The organism is Nocardia sp. JCM 34519.1, assembly GCF_020361265.1.
GTDB classification, from domain to species: Bacteria; Actinomycetota; Actinomycetes; order Mycobacteriales; family Mycobacteriaceae; genus Nocardia; species Nocardia arthritidis_A.
Map to the genome: position 1 here is coordinate 87698 of NZ_JAIRBR010000003.1, position 18036 is coordinate 105733.

Sequence of the window (18036 nt, forward strand, 5' to 3'; positions counted from 1 at the left end):
GGCGTGTCCGCTTCTATCGACCTGACGCCATCGGATTCGGCCCGCATGCACGCCGACGGTGAACCCGGATTCCCGTTCTCGGCGGTGGTCGGGCAGGAGCGGTTGCAGCTGGCGCTGATTTTGTGCGCGGTGCATCCCGGGATCGGCGGGGTGCTGGTGCGCGGGGAGAAGGGGACGGCCAAGTCGACGGTGGTGCGTGCGCTGGCCCAGCTGCTGCCGCCGGTGGTGGACGAGGCGGGGACGCGGCCCGCGCGGCTGGTCGAACTGCCGGTCGGCGCCACCGAGGACCGGGTGGTCGGCTCGCTGGATCTCGAGCGGGTGCTGCGCGACGGGGAGCAGGCGTTCCGGCCCGGATTGCTGGCCGCCGCACATCACGGCGTGCTGTACGTCGACGAGGTCAATCTGCTGCACGACCATCTGGTGGACGTGCTGCTCGACGCGGCCGCGATGGGCCGGGTGCACGTCGAACGCGACGGTGTCTCGCATTCGCATCCGGCGCGATTCGTCTTGGTGGGCACCATGAATCCGGAAGAGGGCGAACTGCGGCCGCAGCTGCTGGACCGATTCGGGCTCACCGTCGACGTCGCCGCGTCGCGGGATGTCGACGTGCGCGTCGCGGTGGTGCGCGCGCGACTGGACTACGAGGCCGATCCGGCCGGCTTCGCCGAACGCTACGCCGCCGCGGATCACGAAGTCGCCGAACGTATTCTGATCGCGCGGACCCGGTTGGCGGATGTGTTGCTCGACGATGTGGAGCTACGCAGGATCGCGGCGCTGTGCGCGTCTTTCGACGTCGACGGCATGCGAGCCGACCTGGTGGTGGCTCGGGCGGCGACCGCGCATGCCGCATGGCGCGGCGGCGACCGGGTCACCGAGGACGATGTGCGGGTGGCGGCGGAATTGGCGCTGCCGCACCGGCGCAGGCGCGACCCGTTCGACGAGCCGGGTATCAGTGAGGAACAACTCGACGAGGCGATGCGCGAGGCCGCGGCCGAGGCGGAGCAGGCTTCCATGCCGGATTCCGTTGAGCCGCAGGATGGTTCGAGATCTCAGGCTGACGACGGGGCCGACGCGCCCGATGACAATGGCCCGGATGATCGCGGACCCGATTCTCCGCCCGATGGTCCCGAGGGCAATGGCCCGGACGACCGGGGACCCGATTCTCCGCCCGATGGCCCCGATGACGGTGGTCCGGATGGTCGCGGACCCGACGGTCCGGGTGGGCGTTCGCACGAAAGTCTTACCGGGGCAGCGAAACCCGCGCAGGTGGCCGCACCCCGCTGGCAGGTGCCCGGTGTCGGCGAAGGCGCACCGGGTCGTAGGTCGCGGGCGCAGACGCGCAACGGTCGGGTCGTGCGCTCGAGTACCGATGCCGGTTCCGGTCTGCATCTGCTCGGCACCGTATTCGCCGCCGCGCCGCATCAGCGTTCGCGCGGCAGGCTCGGCGGGCCGCTCGAACTGACCGCCGAGGATCTGCGCGGCGCGTATCGCGAAGGGCGCGAAGGGAATCTGATCGTCTTCGTGGTCGACGCCTCGGGTTCGATGGCGGCCCGCGACCGGCTCTCGGCGGTGACCGGCGCGGTGGTCGCGCTGCTGCGCGACGCCTACCAGCGCCGAGACAAGGTCGCCGTCATAACCGTGCGCGGCGCGACGGCCGAATTGGCACTGCCGCCAACGTCTTCGGTGGATATCGCGGTGCGCAGGCTGTCGGGTATGCGCACCGGCGGCAAGACGCCGTTGGCCGCCGGACTGCTGAAGGCGCGTGAGGTGGTGCACCGCGAGCGGGTGCGCGATCCGCGCCGACGCCCGATGCTGGTGCTGCTCACCGACGGTCGCGCCACCGGAGGAGCCGATCCGGTGCCGCGCGCTCGGGCCGCGGCGGGTTTGCTCGCGCGTGACGGCGTCACCTCGATCGTCGTCGACTGCGAACGCGGCATGATCCGCCTCGGTCTCGCCGCCGACCTCGCCCGCGACCTGCGCGGCGACTACCTGCGCCTGACGGAGTTGACCGGCGATACCGTCGCCGATCTGGTCCGCACCGGATCCGCCGGGCAGACAACGCTTTTCGCGGACCGGGCCGCGTGAGCTGGACAGTGCCACTCCCCGGCCGAGCCGCACCCGGCCCGGCGGGGTTCGTCGACGGGGAAGATGCAGCGCAATGGTGCGCGGGGACAAGGAGTTTCGATGCCTAAAGGAGTGCCGGAGACGGTCCCGGACGATGGGTTGACCACGCGGCAGCGGCGCAATCAGCCGGTGCTCGCCGTGCACACCGGGCCGGGTAAGGGCAAGTCGACGGCCGCGTTCGGGATGGCGCTGCGCGCCTGGAACCAGGGCTTCGATGTCGCGGTCTTCCAATTCGTGAAGAGCGCGAAATGGAAGGTGGGGGAGGAGGCGGCATTTCGCACCCTCGGGCGGCTGCACGCGGAAACCGGCGTGGGCGGTCCGGTGGAGTGGCACAAGATGGGCGAGGGATGGTCGTGGACGCGTAAGCAGGGCACCGACGAGGACCATGCCGCCGCCGCACTCGCCGGATGGCGCGAGATCTCCCGCAGGCTCGCCGCCGAACAGCACCGCTTCTATGTGCTCGACGAGTTCACCTACCCGTTGAAATGGGGCTGGGTCGAGGTGGCCGAGGTCGTCGAGACCCTGCGCGACCGGCCGGGCAACCAGCACGTCGTCATCACGGGACGCGATGCGCCACAGGCACTTTTGGATGCGGCCGATCTGGTCACCGAGATGACCAAGGTCAAACACCCGATGGATGCGGGGCGCAAGGGGCAGCGGGGTATCGAGTGGTGACCCGCGCATGCGGTTGGGTTCCGGCGGCGGAAAGCGGACGGCCGTGTGGGCGCCGACGGGTCACCGAGTGGTGACCCGCTCACCGGGTGGCGATGCGCCAACGAGGTTGCGGCCGTGACGGTTCCGGCGGTCGTGATCGCCGCGCCCGCGTCCGGCAGCGGGAAGACCACCGTGGCGACCGGCTTGATCGGGGCGCTGCGGCGGGCCGGACACCGGGTCGCGCCGTTCAAGGTGGGGCCGGACTACATAGATCCCGGCTACCACGGTCTCGCGGCCGGGCGTCCCGGACGCAATCTCGATCCGGTGCTGGTCGGCGCCGAGCGGGTGGTTCCACTGTACCGGCACGGGGCGCACGGCTGCGATATCGCCGTCGTCGAGGGCGTGATGGGCCTGTTCGACGGGCGCATCGACGACAACGTGGCTGGTCCGGTGGCCGAGGGGTCGACGGCACAGGTCGCCGGGCTGCTCGGCGCGCCCGTCGTATTGGTGGTCGACGCGCGCGGGCACAGCCAGAGCCTGGCGGCGCTGCTGCACGGGTTCGCGACCTTCGACAGTTCCGTCCGGCTCGGCGGGGTGATCCTGAACCGGGTAGGCAGCGAGCGCCACGAACAGGTGCTGCGGGCCGCCTGCGACCGCGTCGGACTGCCGGTGCTCGGCTCGCTGCCGCGGATGAGCGAATTGGAGGTTCCGTCAAGGCATCTCGGGCTCATCCCGGCCGTCGAGCACGGTACCGCCGCGACCGCCGCCGTCGATGCGATGACGGAACTCGTTGCGGCGCATGTGGATCTGGCTTCGATCGCCGCCATGGCCGGAGCCTCCGCCGAAGGGCAGACCTGGGATCCGGAATCGGAGGTGCACGCCCTCGGAGAGCGCACGGGCACGCGGCGTGGCTATTCGGCCGGATCCAGCTCGACTGTCATTCGGCGCGATGGCGCGGAATTCAGCACGACCGACCTGAACGCCGAATCCGGCCACGGTGATCGGGCGATGGCCGGAATAGCGGGACCTGCAGCGGAATTCGCGCCGACTATTGCGATGGCGGGCGGGCGCGCCTTCACCTTCGGCTACGCGGAGCATCGCGAACTACTGGTCGCTGCGGGTGCGCGGGTCGTCGCCTTCGATCCGTTGCGCGACGAATTACCCAGTGATACGGCGGGTTTGGTGCTGCCCGGTGGATTCCCCGAGGAACACGCGGCCGAGCTCTCCGCGAACACTCGCCTGCTCACCCAAGTGGCGGAGCAGGCCCGGCGCGGTCTGCCCGTACATGCCGAGTGTGCGGGGCTGCTCTATCTGACCAGAACCCTGGACGGCCATCCCATGGCCGGAATCGTCGACGCCACGGCCGAATTCGGTCCCCGGCTCACCCTCGGCTACCGAGAGGCCGTCGCGCTGGCCGATTCTCCGCTCTGGCGGGCCGGTGAGCGGGTGCGCGGCCACGAATTCCACCGCACCCGGCTGATCGACGTCGGCGCGGATGCCCAGGCGTGGGGCTGGCATTCGGGCTCCGAACGCATCCGCGAGGGCGCGCTCGTGCATCGGGTGCACGCCTCTTATCTGCACACCCATCCGGCCGGAAATCCGGAGGCGACACTGCGTTTCGTTGTCGCGGCCGCCACCTACGATGCCACCCGCGCCGATGCCTGACCCGAGTCGTCGCTCGTTCGGCCGCCGAATGGTCACCGGCAGCGTTCGTCTCGCCGTCGCCCGGCGTCGGCCGCTGAGCGGGCCGGATCTCGTCGGCAATCGTTCGTCTTGCCATCGCCCGGCGTCGGCCACCGAGAACTCGACGATCAGCGGATCGGTGACTCGACGCGATCCGGTAATGCGATGACGAACGTTGATCGCGGATCGGGTCGGTCTCCCCGAGACGCGGCGGATCTCGTGCGCTCCAGGGGAATCGAGCTCGTGGTGGGTTTGGGGTTCCGGGTGGGCGTCTCCACCGAACACATCATCGCTGCCGTCCGGGAAGCGGTCGGGGACGGTGTGGTCGTCATACTCGCGACGATCGACCGGCGGGTGACGGAGCCCGGATTATGCGATGCGGCAGCGCATTTCGGTGTTCCGGTACTGGGATACAGCGCGGCGGAGCTGGCGGCTGTCCCGGTGCCCAATCCGTCCGAGCGGGTGGGGTCGGCCGTCGGCACCGGAAGTGTCGCGGAGGCCGCCGCGCTACTGGCGGGCGGTGGTCCGCTGCTGACCGCCAAACGTGTCGTCGACGGTGTCACGGTGGCGACGGCGCGCCGCATCCGGCTGGATCCCGGTGATTGAGCGTCGGCGGGCCGGGTCGCTGGAAACCGCGACCCGGCCCGCCGGATAACGTTGCGCTACAGGCACATACCGCCGAGGTTCAGCGCGTTGATGACGATTGATCCGACGGCTTGCTGCATATCCGGGTCGCCGTCGTAGTAGATGGCGCTGATGACGTGGCTGCCCGCGATATCGGGCGCCCACACCATGTGCGCGGTGCCGCCCGACACCGGCGCGGTGCCGACGAAATTGCCGCTGATCCCGGCGAGGTGGCTGAAGAAGTCGATCTTGCCGTTGTTGACGGGGGAACCGTCGGACCGCTGCAATGTCGCGACAACGGTCTGCGCGCAGCCGACCGATGCGGTACCGGCCGCGCCGAGCGCCGACCCGGCCATGGCGACGGAGATCCGCGGTGCGGTCGCCGCCGCGGCCTGCGGCGCCGATGCGATCGGAGCTCCCAGACATGCCGCCGCCAGCACGGCACCGGCCGCGCCGCGCGAAAACGTGAATCCGCTCAAAAGTGCCCGCCTTTCGCTGTGCCGACCGGACCGCCGACGGCCCGGCTTCGATCCAGGGCAGGCTACCCGAGACCCAGGTCACACCGGGGACGCCGCGCGGGTGCGGCCGACCGACACGCCAGACGGCGCGCGGATGATCGACGAGCTAGAGGAACCAGAGGATCCAGCGAAGCCAGCCCCGTTCGGATCTGATGATGACCAGATCCGGGCGTCGGCGCTGTAGTTCGGACACGATGTCGTCCAGCGACACCGGGCGCAGCAAGCCTTCCGACACGCAAATACGATGGCCCGTCGTCAACCTGTTGATCGGGCCATAAATCATTCGGGGCCAACGCCTTTCGTCGAGCTTCGGCGTGCGTCCGGCCAACTCGATCGCCAGATACCGCGTCCGGTCGGCGGGTGCCCCCACCCTGACCAGATGCACCCGCGCTATCGCTTCCCAAGGAATTCGACCGAACGGCCGAACCGTCACCGCGTCGTCATCGACCAGCACATCGGGCGAACGGTCGAGAAGATAGGACAAGCTGACCAGCACCAGGAGCACACCCATGGCGATGCCGAACACCGGCACCGGCGGACCGGGCATGCTCACCTGGAGCAGGACGAGCGCGGTGATCCCCACCACACCCATGACAACCATGAATACATGGATGCGGGACGACGCTCGAAACGATGTCGGCTTCTCCTTGCTGTGCACCACGATCTGGACTGTAATCGCGAAACGCCACCACCCGCTCCCGGCAATTCCCTGGGCGGGTAACACGTTGTGTGCGGATATGTTGATCGAATAGCAGTCGACGAATTGAGCAGGAAAGGCCGGATATGCATCCCTTCCGAGCGGCCGTCGAGGCCCGCGACCATGCCGCGATCGAGGCGTTGCTGGCCGACGAGGTGGTCTTCACCAGTCCCGTGGCGTTCAAGCCGTACCCGGGCAAGGCGATCACCGCGGCCATCCTGCGCGCCGTCATCGACGTATTCGAGGATTTCCGCTACGTACGGGAGATCGCCGACGGGCGCGACCACGCCTTCGTATTCGAGGCGACGGTCGATGGCAAGCAGTTGACCGGCTGCGACTTCCTGCACTTCGACGCGGACGGCAGGATCGACGACTTCATGGTCATGGTCCGGCCGCTGTCGGCCGCACAGGCGCTGGCCGCGCGGATGGGTGAGCAGTTCGAGCGGATCCGAGCCGAGGCGGCCCGCGGGTGAACGAGATTCGGTCATATTCCCACGTCGCCTATCCATCAGCGATGTCGAGCTCGTGCCGTAACCGGTGACGATTCCTACCCCGGGCGGATGCGCGGGCCGGTCGGCCGTCGCTACGGTCGTCGTAGGTTGTCCGCCGGATCGGGAGAGGTTGTGGCGCAACAGGAACGCCGGAGCGTGCGAATCGCCAGGGCGACATACCGTTTGACCGATCTGATCCGGAACCGCCGGGCTTTCGATGTCGCGGATTATCCGCCCACCGGCCGGGATTTCGCCGGGTTCGGATGGACGCGGCAGTGCCTGTTGATCACCTTCCGGCGGTCGGGCGCGGCGATGCCCTCGCCGATGAATTTCGGTATCGCCGACGGGAAGATCTACATGCGGACCGAGCTGGGTTCGGCGAAGGTCCGTCGCCTGCGCGCCGATTCGCGGGCGGTGTTGGTGCCGTGCGACTTTCGCGGCAAGCCGAAAGGTGAGCCCGTCGCCGCCCTCGGCCGCCTGCTGCCCGACGCCGAGGTCGCGACGGCCGACGCGGTGATCGCGGCGAATTGGAGTGCGTCGATGCGGATGGTGGAGCGCGGTCTGGAACGCGCGAGCGAACAGCTCGACATGCCGCTCGCCTACCTCGAATTCACACCGGCGTAAGCGGATTCGATCGTTTGCCGACTCGGTACCAATCAGTCGCGCCAGGAATCCAGTACGCGATCGAGGTCGGCGCGGATGGCGGCGCGCGCGTCCATCCGCGGTACACCCTGCATCAGCAGCCGGTCGTATTCGGTGTCGAGATGGCGCACCGAGGCGATCACCGCGAGGGTAACCGCCTCTGCCGCAAGTACTTTCGCGGCGGCGCTGCGGCCGACCCGCCCACTGCCGCGCAGCGCCGCGTGTTCGGCGATCCGGGCGGCGCGGTCGGCGGGGCAGCGCGGGAACAGCCGCCGGATCTCGGCCGCCATCTGCCCGGCGAATTCGACATCCTGTTCGGCGCGGCGCACCCGGTCGCGTTCCCGGCGGCGCAGCCGCGCCTCCTCATCGGCGAGGCACAGTTCCTCGGCCCTGGCCAGCGCCTGTTCCTCGACGAGGATGCCGAGCCGCTCATGCCTGCGCCGCCGCCGGTTGAACTGGACGACGATCGCCGCGAGGGTGCTCTCCTTCTTGGCCCGGCGGCTCAGTGCCGCGTCACCGGCGGGCAGGAATTCGAGGTGGTCGAGGTCGGCGCAGGTCAGGCAGAGCGGCCCGGCGGTCGAGGTGATCAGGTACGCGCCGGTTTCGGAGCATTCGGTGCAGGTCCACGGCTCGACCGCGGCGATGACGACCAGATCGGGCGCCTTGTTCTGCCGCTCGATCAGCTGCTTGCGCCGGGCCGGGCTCAGCTCGGGCGACAGCCAGTGGATCCGGAATACCGAATCATCCTGACCATCAAGGAATTTCAGCGCCAACCGATCGCGCCCGCCGGACAGGTAGGCCGTTTCGCTCGGCGTCAGCCCTTGTTCGCGCGCCCAGTCGCCGAGCAGGTCGGCGGCGTCGCGCAGCTTGCGCCCGTCCACCGCGGCCACCCGCTCCAGCGACTCCACCCGCCCCTGCCGCCACCGGTCGACATCGCTGGAGTGCAGCCACCGAATCCCGGTGAACACATCGATCGCGCAAACATACTTCCGTTGAGCCAGCGCCGCCTCCGCGGCCGCGGCCACCCGCCGCCGAAGCTTGGACATACCCCGAACCTAGAGCACCGAGCCGACGACCCCGCGCCGGGGCTCAACCGAGCGCCGCGAACAGCCGGGTTGCCAACTCGCGCAGGTAATTCAGGGTGCGACCGAACCCCAGTCGGCGAAGCCGGTGGGGTCGTGGCGGCCGAGGGTGGCGTGTTCGAAGAGGCCCCAGCCCTCGGCCGAGCCGCAGCGGGCGCTGGCGACGTGATCGATGACGCCGTAGGGGATTCGGGCGGCGATGGCCGGGTCGGTGAGGTCGTAGCGGGTGCTGGAGGTCCAGTCGCGGCCCTTCCATTGGCCGTGCTGCCAGTCCGGATCGCCGCCGTAGCCGCAGCCGATGTGCAGCGGGACGCCGGTGCCCGCGGTGATCTCCACCTCGAGCGGTTTGCCGTCGGGGGTACTGAGTTCCAGCCGCGCGCCGGTGGGAATCCTTGTGCCGGAACGGTATTTGATGTGCACGCGGGGCCAGCCGAGCTGTTCGGTGCGGCCGTCGGGCCATATCCTGGTCGCGTCGTTGAGCGTGCGCCTGCCGTCCGGCTCCTCCTGCACGATGACGATGATCGCGAATTCCTCGAAGCGCAGCGGGGTGTAGAGCCACCAGAAGCCGCCGGACCCCTCGCTCGCCGCGCGGCCCGCCGGTTCGCCCTCGCCGACCGGGCGGATGCCCCACGATCGGTCTCGCGTCCCGGTCCATACCGCGGGGTCGACGGTGAAATCCGCACCGTCCACGGTCAAAGTTCCCGTCCAGGAACCGACTTGGGCGAAGCGGCTGGCATCGATGATGGGCCGGTTGCCCGCCAGGATGAGATGCGGCTGCTCCTGAACGGCGGGGAAGGCCCCGGTCCAGGTGAGGTCGAAGGACAGATCCTCGTGTTCGCAGATCACCCGAATCCGTTGCAGGGCTTCGATGACCTCGATCCGGTACCCGCCCACCCGCTGTTCGAGCGAGCGGTCGCCGAGCGCGTCGGAGAACCGCACCGAACGCTGGACGTCGCCGCGCCGGACCGTCGCGTACGCGTCGGTGACGCCGAGGTTCGGATACACCCCGAGCCCGGTGATGAGAAAGGCGCCGCCGTCGCGGTCGTGCGCGTTGAAATAGCTGCGGTCGTAGAAGTTCCGGTCGCTGGAGGCCACCCGGGCCATAGTCAGCGGTGTCTGGTGGATCGGGTATTCGTCAAGTGGCGCAGGCATATTCAGTCCCATTCGTAGGTTCCGTCGAGCAGTGCCTCCAGGCTCGCCCGGTGCATCACATAGTCGTCGCGGTCGGGTACGTCGGTGTCCTCGCCGAAATGGATCATCCTGCGCTTGACCCTGGCCATCACGATGGCGTGCCGCAGCGCCGCGTACACCAGGTACCAGTCCAGGTCGCGCACCGTATATCCGGTCAGCTCTTCGTATTTCGCGACGACATCGGCGCGGCGCAGGAAGTCGGGCAGGCCCGGCTGGTCGAAGCGGGTCGCGATGTCCTGGAAGAAGCGGTGAATGAAGATGAGCCAGGCGATATCGAGTTCGCGCGGGCCGAGCGCGGCCATCTCCCAGTCCAGGATCGCGGCGGGCTCGAAGTCACGGTAGATGATATTGCCGGGCCGGGAATCGCCCCAGCTCAGCACGTCCGGCCCCGGATCGGCGGGCCAGTGCGCGTCCAGCCAGTCGAATGTCCGCTCTATCAACGGGATTCGATAGCCGTCGGCGGCCAGCGCCCACCGGTACCAGGCGCGCTGCGCCTCGACATGTCTGCGCAGCGCCTGGCCGGGGCCCGCGAGCATCGGGAAGCGGGCCGCCGGATCGGGTATCGCGTGGATCTTCGCGAGCACCGCGACGGTCTCGGCGGTGAGCCGGGCCCGTTCCTCGGGTGTCGCGTCGAACAGCCAGCCGAAGAAGACGTAGGGCGGATTGTCGGCGGGCACCCGGCCGTCCACCCGCCGCATCACCAGAAACGGTGTGCCGAGCGGATTTTCGTCGGTCTCCAGCCAGCACAGTTCCGGCATCGGCACGTCGCAGGCCTCGGCGACCCCGGCCATCACCCTGTATTGTCTTGCCAGATCGTAGGTTTCGAAGACCGGGAAGTCGTCCGCCTCCGGTGCCATCCTGGCGACGAAGGAGCCGCGCTCGGGCCGCCCGTCCACGCTCCATTCGGCGTCGAACAGCACCGACGAACTCGACATCCCGCCGGACTGCGGCCGGGACAGCGCCGAGATCTTCGGCGGATGGTCGGCCGAGACCCGCGAGTCGAGCCAGCGGGCCAGATCGTCGGCGAGAATGTCGAGATCGCGGTCGCTCGTGGTGAGTTGCCGCCGCTGTGACGGGTCGGAATCGTCGGCCATTACATCTCCTTCTGGCACGTTAGCCCTGCCGTGACTGTAACGCGTTCTAGTTTGCTCCGCAGATGAATCGGGGCATTGTGCTATCGCGATGTCTCGCAACAACAGTCGATCATCAAACGATGATGACGGCGTTACCGGGCGGGCGGCCCGAGCCCCCAGCGGTCAAAACTCGAACTAGCACCCTAGTACCGAGGGGGGTACTAACACTACGACCACACGGGTAGGACGATTTCAAACCTTCGGCCGATTCGCCGCTCGGCGGCTCGTCGGAAGCTTGATTTCGTGTGCTTCGACTATTTCGCCCGAACGATGTGGGTCTCGCGGATGATGAGGTGTCGGCCGTGAGCGAGCTTATGAGCGAACCATCGGCACCGCAGCGCCAAGGCTCTCAGGCGAGTGACGAGGCGGAAAGCGTCGACCGCCCGGACAGCTCACCGGAGGCGCCCGCGAGGTGGAATCCGTTGACGCGGATCGCATTCCGCTTCTGCTTCGCCTACTTCGCGCTGTTCTGCCTGACTTTCGCGCAGATCATTTGGGTGTTCGTCGGTGTCGCGGCCGAGTTGCTGCCCGACGACGCGGTCGCGTGGCAGATGCTCGAGCTGCGACCGCTGCTGAGGTGGGTGGGCCGCAACGTGTTCGGTACGCACGCGGACCTGGTGATGAACGGCAGCGGTGACCAGACGCTGATCTGGGTGATGGTATTCCTGCTCCTCGTCGCTGCGGCGGTGATCACGGTCACCTGGTGGGTTCTGGACCGGCGCCGGGCCGAATACACCCGGCTGTGGACCTGGTTCGTGCTCGTTATGCGGATGTGTTTGGGCGGGCAGCTGCTGTTCTACGGCTTCGCCAAACTGTTCCCGCTGCAGATGCCCTACCCCTCGCTGCTCACCCAGCTGACGCCGTACGGCCAGCAGGGGATGTTCACGGTGCTGTGGAATCAGGTCGGCTCCTCGCCGGTTTACCAGATCCTTTTGGGCGCGGCGGAAGTCACCGCCGGGCTGCTGGTTTTCATCCCGCGCACCGCGACCGCTGGTGCGCTGCTCAGCTTGGTGAGCATGTCGCTGGTGTGGATCTTCAACATGACCTTCGATGTGCCGGTCAAGATCCTGTCGTTCCACCTGCTGCTGCTTTCGCTGGTGGTGCTGGTCCCGCAGGCGCGCCGGCTGGCGAATTTCCTTGTGCTGGAACGTCCGACCGAACCCGCCACGCAACCGTCGCCGTTCCGGGCGCGGCGCGCCAAGCGGATCGCCGCCGCCGTTCAGGTGGCGCTGGCCGCCTGGGTGCTGTTCGGCTGCTTGCAGTTCTCACTGGATGCCTGGTCGAAGGAGGGGTTCGACGCGCCGAAACCGCCGTTGTACGGCATTTGGGACGTCACCGAATTCGTCGCGGACGGCCATCCGGTGCCACCGCTGATCACCGATGAAATACGGTGGCGGCGGCTGGTGTTCGACCAATCCCAGACCACATATCAGCGGATGGACGACACCTTCGTGCCCGTCGCGGCGCAGGTCGACCCCGAGGCCCATTCGGTCGCACTGTCCGGCCTCTCACCGGCCGGGGACGCGCCACCGGTCCAGTTGGCGAAATTCACCTACGATCGGCCCGATGCGGAACGGCTGAGCCTGCGCGGCGAACTCGGCGGCCGCCCGGTGACGATCGAGCTGAAGCGGCTCGATTCGGATGCGTTTCCGCTGAACCGGACCAAGTTCCACTGGGTGCAGGACGCGCCGCACCCGTGATCGCCTGTCCCGCATGCCTTATGCGCACCCGCACCGGAGCGCGGCCGGTGCGGGGTGACGCCCTGGATCGAGTACTGTCCCGGGAACGGGACGGGGTCGAGAGCGAGGGCGTCGATGAGTGTGGCCGATATGGCATCCACCGAAGGAACGGATCGGCCACCGCAAGCGGATGTACCGACCGCGCACTGGAATCCGGTAACACGCATCGCGTTCCGGTTCACCTTCCTGTATTTCGGGCTTTTCTGTCTGATCTATCCCGACCTGATCTTCGAATTCCTCGGCCGGCTCGGCAAACTGTTCCCGACCTCGGCGTCGTACACGCAGGCTCTGCTGCTGAAGCCGGTCATTTCCTGGATCGGTTCGCAGGTATTCGGTATCGACGTTGTCGCGCACGAGGATTCGATCAGCGGTGACCAGACCTACTTCTGGGTGCTGCTGTTGCTCATACTGAGCGTCGCACTGGTGGGCACGATCGGATGGACGGCGCTGGACCGGCGGCGCGGCGCGTATATCCGCGCGCATACGTGGCTGCTGCTGTTTCTGCGCCTCTGTCTGGCCGGTCAGTTCCTGGCGTACGGGCTGGCCAAGGTGATCCCGACGCAGATGCCGCCACCGCCGCTGGCCCGATTGGTCCAGCCGTACGGTCAGTTCAGCCCGATGGCCGTGCTGTGGAATCAGATCGGCGTTTCGCAGCCGTACGAAATCCTCTTGGGCACCGCGGAATTGACGGCTGGTCTGCTGCTCTTCCTGCCGAGGACCGCGCTGGTCGGCGCCATGCTCGGATTGGTATGCAGCACCCAGGTTTTCGTCATCGATATGACATACGACGTGTCGGCGAAGATCATCTCCGGACATCTGGTGCTGCTCTGCCTGATTCTGCTCGCGCCGCATGCGCGCAGGTTGTTCGACGTACTGGTGTTGAACCGGACGCCAGGTCCGGCTCCCACCCGCCCGCCGCTGTCGAGCGTGCGCGGCAATCGGATCGCGGTGCTGCTGCAGGCGGCGCTGGGGATCTGGCTGTTGACCTCCGGCATCCTGCTGGGTCTGCAGCGGTGGGACAGCGGTCCCGGCGCTCCGGAACCCGCGCTGTACGGAATCTGGGACGTCACCGAATTCGTCGTCGACGGCACCCCGGCGCCGCCCCTGACGACGGATGAGAACCGTTGGCAGCGAGTCATTTTCGATAAGCAGAACGCGACGATCCAGCGGATGGATTCGAGCGGCGTTCCGGTGCTGGCCGTCGTCGACGCCAACCGCATAGCTATGGCGATGTTCCCGCAGCAACCGGGTGCGGCGCCTACGCCATTGGCGCACTTCACTTTCGAGCGCCCGATGCCCGATCTCCTGCGGCTCGACGGCGAGTCGCAGGGGCACCGGGTGACGATGAGCCTGCGGCGGATCGATCCGAACAGCTTTCCGCTGCGCGCCCGCGGATTCCACTGGCGGCAGGAGTATCCCTACTTCCGGTGATCACCCGATGGTGATCGCGTCCAGCCTGGTGCGCAGGAACTCCGCGGAGATCACCGGCGGCAGCCCGCGCACCCGGCCGAGCGGCGGATCCAGCGGGGTGACGACCGCGTCGTGATCCAATTCGTAGAAGTAGATCAGCGACACCAGATCCTCGTCGGGTGCGTGCGTCTGCGGCGGCAGCACCCGGTGCCGTCCGGACAGCCAGCGGTGGCCGCTCCAATAGGCAAGCAGGTCACCGATGTTCACGGTGAGCGCGGCCGGATCGTACGGTGCGTCGGCCCAGCCGCCGGACTCCGTGTAGATCTGCAATCCGCCCGCGCCCGGCTCGCGATCCAGCACGGTGACGGTGCCGAAATCGGTGTGCGGGCCGATGCGGAACTGGCCGGGCTCGGGCGCGCCGACCGCCGTGAGCGGCGGATAGTGGTTCACGTTGCAGGTCCACGTCGGCCGGGCGGCCAGGTCACGAAAAGGGTTGTCGGGCAGGCGAAGTGCGGCCGCGCACAGGGCGAGCAGCTCATCCGACAGGGCACGCACGGCCGCCGTGTACGCGGTGAGCAGGTCGCGCAGTTCGGGCACCTCGTCGGGCCAGACGTTCGGCAGGAACCACAGCTCGTCGACACCGCGGTCGCCGGTGGCGGTATCGGCGCCGACGGCGAAGGTCTCCTTCAGATCCGGCGGCGTCGCGGTGCCCTCGGCGTAGCCGTTGGCCTCCTTGCCGGGGCCGATCCAGCCGCGCCCGCCGACGGTGACCGCGTACCGCTGCTTCACCGCGTCCGGCAGCGCGAAGAATCGGCGGGTGGCGGCGCGGACGGCGGCGGGCAGTGCCGGCGCGATGCCGTGCCCGTACACCAGCAGGAATCCGGCCTGCCGCAGCCCGGCGTCGACGGCGTCCGCCTCGGCGCGGGCGCCGGATCCGCCCGCCCGCCAGCGGTCCAGGTCGATCGAGGCTATCGAATTCATCGAATGCTCCTCTCGCGCAGCGGATTTCAGTCGGATACGCCGATATCCTCGAACCACAGCGCCGGTTGGTCGGCGATGAACTTGCTCATCAGATCGATGCAGCGCCGGTCGTTCAACACGGTGACCCGCACGCCGTGTTCGGCGAGCCAATCGTGACCGCCGTGAAAGGTTTCCGCCTCGCCGACGAGGACGGCGCCGATCCCGAACTGACGCACCAGGCCGCTGCAGTACCAGCACGGCGAGAGCGTGGTGACCATGATGGTCGAGCGGTAGTCGCGGCGGCGGCCCGCGGCGCGGAAGGCATCGGTTTCGGCGTGCACGCTGGGATCGCCGGATTGCACCCGTCGATTGTGGCCGCGCCCGAGCAGCGTCCCGTCGGCGGCGAACAGCGCCGCGCCGATCGGTATGCCGCCCTCGGCGAGCCCGAGCAGCGCCTCCGCATAGGCGATATCCAGCAGGCCGGTGTTGTCCATCGGTTCACCATCCTCGTACCGGTGGCGATTCGAGCTGATCAGACCCTATCGCGGGTCAGCGCACGGTGCTCACCTGGTTGCTCCAGTTCGGTGACGGCGTGAACAGTTCGCCGCCCGGCGCGAAGGCCGCCCGCGCCTGGGCGTCGCCGCCGAGTTCGGCCAGGAACCAGGCCGTCGGGAACCCCAGGTAGCCGTACACGCCGGTGGTGCACGGCTTCGAGGCCTGCGCGCAATCGGGCTGTCCCTGTACGTCGTTGTGATTCGGCCCGTTCAGCGTCGCCCACACCTTCGGCGACGACGCCGGAATCGCTTCGTAATAGGCCTGATTCGATTGCAATCCGATCGCCTGCCACGCAATCCCTTGCCGCGACGGCGAGATGACGCCGTCGGCCGACCCGTTCACCAAGAATACCGATCCGGCGCCCAGCGCGCGCGGATCGGCGCACCGGATCGGCGACGAGCACCACAGCTGCGCCGGAACCTCCACCGGCACAGCGGTTTTGATGGCGCCCCCCGCATCGCGCAGCGCGTTCAGCACGCCCGCCGCGCCCTGCGAATGCCCCATCGCGCCGACGGCGTCGCGGTCGAGCCGGTCGTGCAGTGGGTCGGCCGGATCGTCTGCGGTGCGCAGCAGGAAATCGAGCGAGCCGCGGATCTCGGCCCCGGATCCGGTATTCGTGTTCTCGGTCCCGATGACGACGAATCCCCACGACGCCAAATGCCGCAGCAGGTAGGCATATTGGGTGGTCACCGCATTGGTTCCGTTGCCCCACAAGATGATCGGATGGCGGGAGTCGCCGAGTTCGGCCGGATACCAGATGTCGTATTTCGCGCCGGTCGCATCGCAGCAGCCGAAGCCGATCCGCTCGATGACGCCGAACGGGCCGGGTCGCAGGTATTTCGCCTCGAGTGGTCCGGTCGGCACATACGGTGGCGGTGCGGCTTGCGCCACATTCGGGCCGATGGCCGTACCGGCGAGCGTCAGCGTGATCGTTACCACCGCGGCCAATGCCGCACCGCTCCAGCGATTCATTCGCGAAGTATAGAAATGCCGAGTACACGGCCATGATCTGCCCATGAAGTCCGGGGGAGGGGCTATCGGGCCACCATTTTTCCGGGGTTCCCCGATTTCCGTCGGCTCATCTAAGGTCCACGCGGTTGCCGGGTGTTTATGAAGGGTGGGAGTCGTGGCGCGGGCCGTGGCCGAGGAGATTCGGGAAGACATGCGGGAGACGCCGGAAATCGCAACGCGGACTTGGCATCCGGTGACGCGGGTGCTGTTCCGGTTCGTATTCGTCTATCTCGGAATCGGTTTGGCCGCGGGATGGTTGGCGATCGCCCTGCTGAAGGCGTTGCACGTGCCGCTGCGCACGGTGGCCGACGTGCAGGACTGGTGGCAGTTGCCCGTGCTGACGAACTGGTTCGGCAGCGCGTTCTTCGGCATCGAGAAGATCAACTATGTCGGCACCGGCAGCGGTGACACGCAGGTGTTCTGGGTCGCCGCGTTCACCTGGCTGGTGGTCGCGGCGGTCGTCGCCGCGGTGTGGTCGGTGCTGGACCGGCGCCGGCCGGCCTACCCGCGACTACACGAATGGTTCCGGCTGACACTGCGTTTCGCGCTCGGGCTGGCGCTGGTGCTGTACGGCACGGTGAAGGTGATGCCGTCGCAGATGGTGTTCGAGTTGCAGCGGTTGGTCGAGCCGTTCGGCGATATGAGTCCGATGGGCGCGCTGTGGTCGCAGACCGCCGCCTCGGAACCCTACGAGATCGCTTTGGGCGTAGCGGAATTGGCGGCCGCGGCGCTGCTGTTCCTGCCGTGGACGGTCACCGCCGGCGCGCTGCTCTCCTTCGTCGCGACGCTACAGATATTCCTGCTGAACCTGAGCTTCGACGTGCCGGTGAAGCTCTACTCGGGTCAGCTGGTGCTGCTCTCGCTGGTGCTGGCCGCACCCCAAATCGGCCGTATCGCAAGGGTTTTGCTCGGCCGCGCGGTGCCTGCGGAGCCGGCGACGCCGCTGTTCACCGGTCGCCTCGGCAAGCGGATCTTCGCGGTGGGTTATACGGTGCTCGCCCTGTTCCTGATCGGCGATCAGGTCCATCAGAGCTGGGATGCCTGGCATCACTACGGCAGCGCGCAGGCGCGCTCGCCGCTGTACGGCATCTGGAATGTCACCGAATTCACCATGGCGGGCCAGGATATGCCCGCGCTGGTGGACGACAATTCGCCGCCGCACGAGTACGGCGATGCCAGCCTCGGCCCGCAACGCCTGCGCCGCCTCATCTTCGACGCGGCCGACGGGGTGACAGTGCAGCGGATGGACGAATCCCTGGTCTGGTTCCCCGCGACCGTCGACCCCGACAAGCAAACTGTGGCCTTCACCGGCGACGTCACCGGCATCTTCAAGATCGGCACTTTCCGGTACGAGCGGCCCGAGGACGGGAAACTGGTGCTGGACGGGCAGATCTCCGGCCGCCCCGTGCGCATGGCGCTCGACCAGGTGGACCTGAACCGCTACCCCCTGGTAGCGCGCGGATTCCACTGGGTTCAGGACGTGCCGTACCGGCGCTGAACAGCGGGACCGTAATCTCGTCAG

Annotated in this window: 17 protein-coding genes; 9 read left to right on the forward strand and 8 right to left on the reverse strand. The window is 67.9% G+C overall.

The genetic code is table 11. The features are described 5' to 3' along the window. Nucleotides 1–45: 45 nt before the first annotated feature. The 4 genes from LGY53_RS09980 to LGY53_RS09995 all read left to right on the forward strand — a co-directional run bounded on the left by LGY53_RS09980 (nucleotide 46) and on the right by LGY53_RS09995 (nucleotide 5067). Nucleotides 46–2085 carry a VWA domain-containing protein gene (locus LGY53_RS09980; protein ID WP_225726771.1) on the forward strand — a complete coding sequence of 680 codons (2040 nt, stop codon included), beginning with the start codon at nucleotides 46–48 and terminating at the stop codon, nucleotides 2083–2085. 99 nt (nucleotides 2086–2184) lie between these two features. Continuing rightward, the gene (cobO, locus tag LGY53_RS09985) at nucleotides 2185–2799 is read left to right on the forward strand and encodes a cob(I)yrinic acid a,c-diamide adenosyltransferase (protein WP_225726374.1); all 615 of its coding nucleotides are present in this window, start codon (nucleotides 2185–2187) and stop codon (nucleotides 2797–2799) included. Nucleotides 2800–2913: 114 nt separating this feature from the next. Continuing rightward, complete coding sequence (locus LGY53_RS09990; RefSeq protein ID WP_225726375.1) at nucleotides 2914–4443, forward strand: cobyrinate a,c-diamide synthase; 1530 nt, start codon at nucleotides 2914–2916, stop codon at nucleotides 4441–4443. Nucleotides 4444–4626: 183 nt separating this feature from the next. After that, nucleotides 4627–5067, forward strand: a complete 441-nt coding sequence (locus LGY53_RS09995) for a cobalamin biosynthesis protein (RefSeq protein ID WP_225726376.1) — start codon at nucleotides 4627–4629, stop codon at nucleotides 5065–5067. A 56-nt stretch (nucleotides 5068–5123) separates the two neighbouring features. Here LGY53_RS09995 and LGY53_RS10000 read toward each other — a convergent pair whose 3' ends face one another. Together LGY53_RS10000 and LGY53_RS10005 are read right to left on the reverse strand one after the other, a co-directional pair. Beyond that, the gene (locus LGY53_RS10000; RefSeq protein WP_225726377.1) at nucleotides 5124–5564 is read right to left on the reverse strand and encodes a hypothetical protein; all 441 of its coding nucleotides are present in this window, start codon (nucleotides 5562–5564) and stop codon (nucleotides 5124–5126) included. A 145-nt stretch (nucleotides 5565–5709) separates the two neighbouring features. Next, complete coding sequence (locus LGY53_RS10005) at nucleotides 5710–6264, reverse strand: hypothetical protein (protein ID WP_225726378.1); 555 nt, start codon at nucleotides 6262–6264, stop codon at nucleotides 5710–5712. A gap of 122 nt (nucleotides 6265–6386) precedes the next feature. On the opposite strand from LGY53_RS10005, the gene LGY53_RS10010 reads away from it, so the two are divergent. Together LGY53_RS10010 and LGY53_RS10015 are read left to right on the forward strand one after the other, a co-directional pair. Continuing rightward, nucleotides 6387–6773 carry a nuclear transport factor 2 family protein gene (locus LGY53_RS10010; protein ID WP_225726379.1) on the forward strand — a complete coding sequence of 129 codons (387 nt, stop codon included), beginning with the start codon at nucleotides 6387–6389 and terminating at the stop codon, nucleotides 6771–6773. Between the two features lie 150 nt (nucleotides 6774–6923). Then, complete coding sequence (locus tag LGY53_RS10015) at nucleotides 6924–7415, forward strand: PPOX class F420-dependent oxidoreductase (protein ID WP_225726380.1); 492 nt, start codon at nucleotides 6924–6926, stop codon at nucleotides 7413–7415. 32 nt (nucleotides 7416–7447) lie between these two features. Here the strand turns inward: LGY53_RS10015 and LGY53_RS10020 are convergent, their stop codons facing one another. The 3 genes from LGY53_RS10020 to LGY53_RS10030 all read right to left on the reverse strand — a co-directional run bounded on the left by LGY53_RS10020 (nucleotide 7448) and on the right by LGY53_RS10030 (nucleotide 10800). After that, nucleotides 7448–8479 carry a DUF2293 domain-containing protein gene (locus tag LGY53_RS10020; protein WP_225726381.1) on the reverse strand — a complete coding sequence of 344 codons (1032 nt, stop codon included), beginning with the start codon at nucleotides 8477–8479 and terminating at the stop codon, nucleotides 7448–7450. Nucleotides 8480–8569: 90 nt separating this feature from the next. Then, nucleotides 8570–9667 (reverse strand): hypothetical protein, encoded by a 1098-nt coding sequence (locus tag LGY53_RS10025; RefSeq protein ID WP_225726382.1) that lies wholly within the window; start codon nucleotides 9665–9667, stop codon nucleotides 8570–8572. Nucleotides 9668–9669: 2 nt separating this feature from the next. Further along, on the reverse strand, nucleotides 9670–10800 hold the full coding sequence (locus tag LGY53_RS10030) for a phosphotransferase family protein (protein ID WP_225726383.1): 1131 nt from the start codon (nucleotides 10798–10800) through the stop codon (nucleotides 9670–9672). Between the two features lie 341 nt (nucleotides 10801–11141). Between LGY53_RS10030 and LGY53_RS10035 the strand changes: the two genes are divergently transcribed. Together LGY53_RS10035 and LGY53_RS10040 are read left to right on the forward strand one after the other, a co-directional pair. Further along, nucleotides 11142–12539, forward strand: a complete 1398-nt coding sequence (locus LGY53_RS10035; RefSeq protein ID WP_225726384.1) for a DoxX family protein — start codon at nucleotides 11142–11144, stop codon at nucleotides 12537–12539. A gap of 129 nt (nucleotides 12540–12668) precedes the next feature. Then, nucleotides 12669–14009: a DoxX family protein gene (locus tag LGY53_RS10040; protein WP_225726385.1), complete on the forward strand. Its 1341-nt coding sequence runs from the start codon at nucleotides 12669–12671 to the stop codon at nucleotides 14007–14009. On the opposite strand, the gene LGY53_RS10045 is transcribed toward LGY53_RS10040, so the two are convergent. Genes LGY53_RS10045 through LGY53_RS10055 form a run of 3 tightly spaced genes read right to left on the reverse strand, consistent with a single transcriptional unit; the run spans nucleotide 14010 to nucleotide 16475 of the window. After that, on the reverse strand, nucleotides 14010–14969 hold the full coding sequence (locus tag LGY53_RS10045) for an isopenicillin N synthase family oxygenase (RefSeq protein WP_225726386.1): 960 nt from the start codon (nucleotides 14967–14969) through the stop codon (nucleotides 14010–14012). It lies immediately after the preceding gene. A gap of 26 nt (nucleotides 14970–14995) precedes the next feature. Continuing rightward, complete coding sequence (locus tag LGY53_RS10050; protein WP_225726387.1) at nucleotides 14996–15442, reverse strand: nucleoside deaminase; 447 nt, start codon at nucleotides 15440–15442, stop codon at nucleotides 14996–14998. Between the two features lie 55 nt (nucleotides 15443–15497). Continuing rightward, nucleotides 15498–16475 (reverse strand): hypothetical protein, encoded by a 978-nt coding sequence (locus LGY53_RS10055; protein WP_225726388.1) that lies wholly within the window; start codon nucleotides 16473–16475, stop codon nucleotides 15498–15500. Nucleotides 16476–16629: 154 nt separating this feature from the next. Between LGY53_RS10055 and LGY53_RS10060 the strand changes: the two genes are divergently transcribed. Further along, a complete protein-coding gene (locus LGY53_RS10060; protein WP_225726389.1) occupies nucleotides 16630–18012 on the forward strand; it encodes a DoxX family protein in 1383 nt (460 codons plus the stop codon). The last annotated feature ends 24 nt before the right edge of the window (nucleotides 18013–18036 follow it).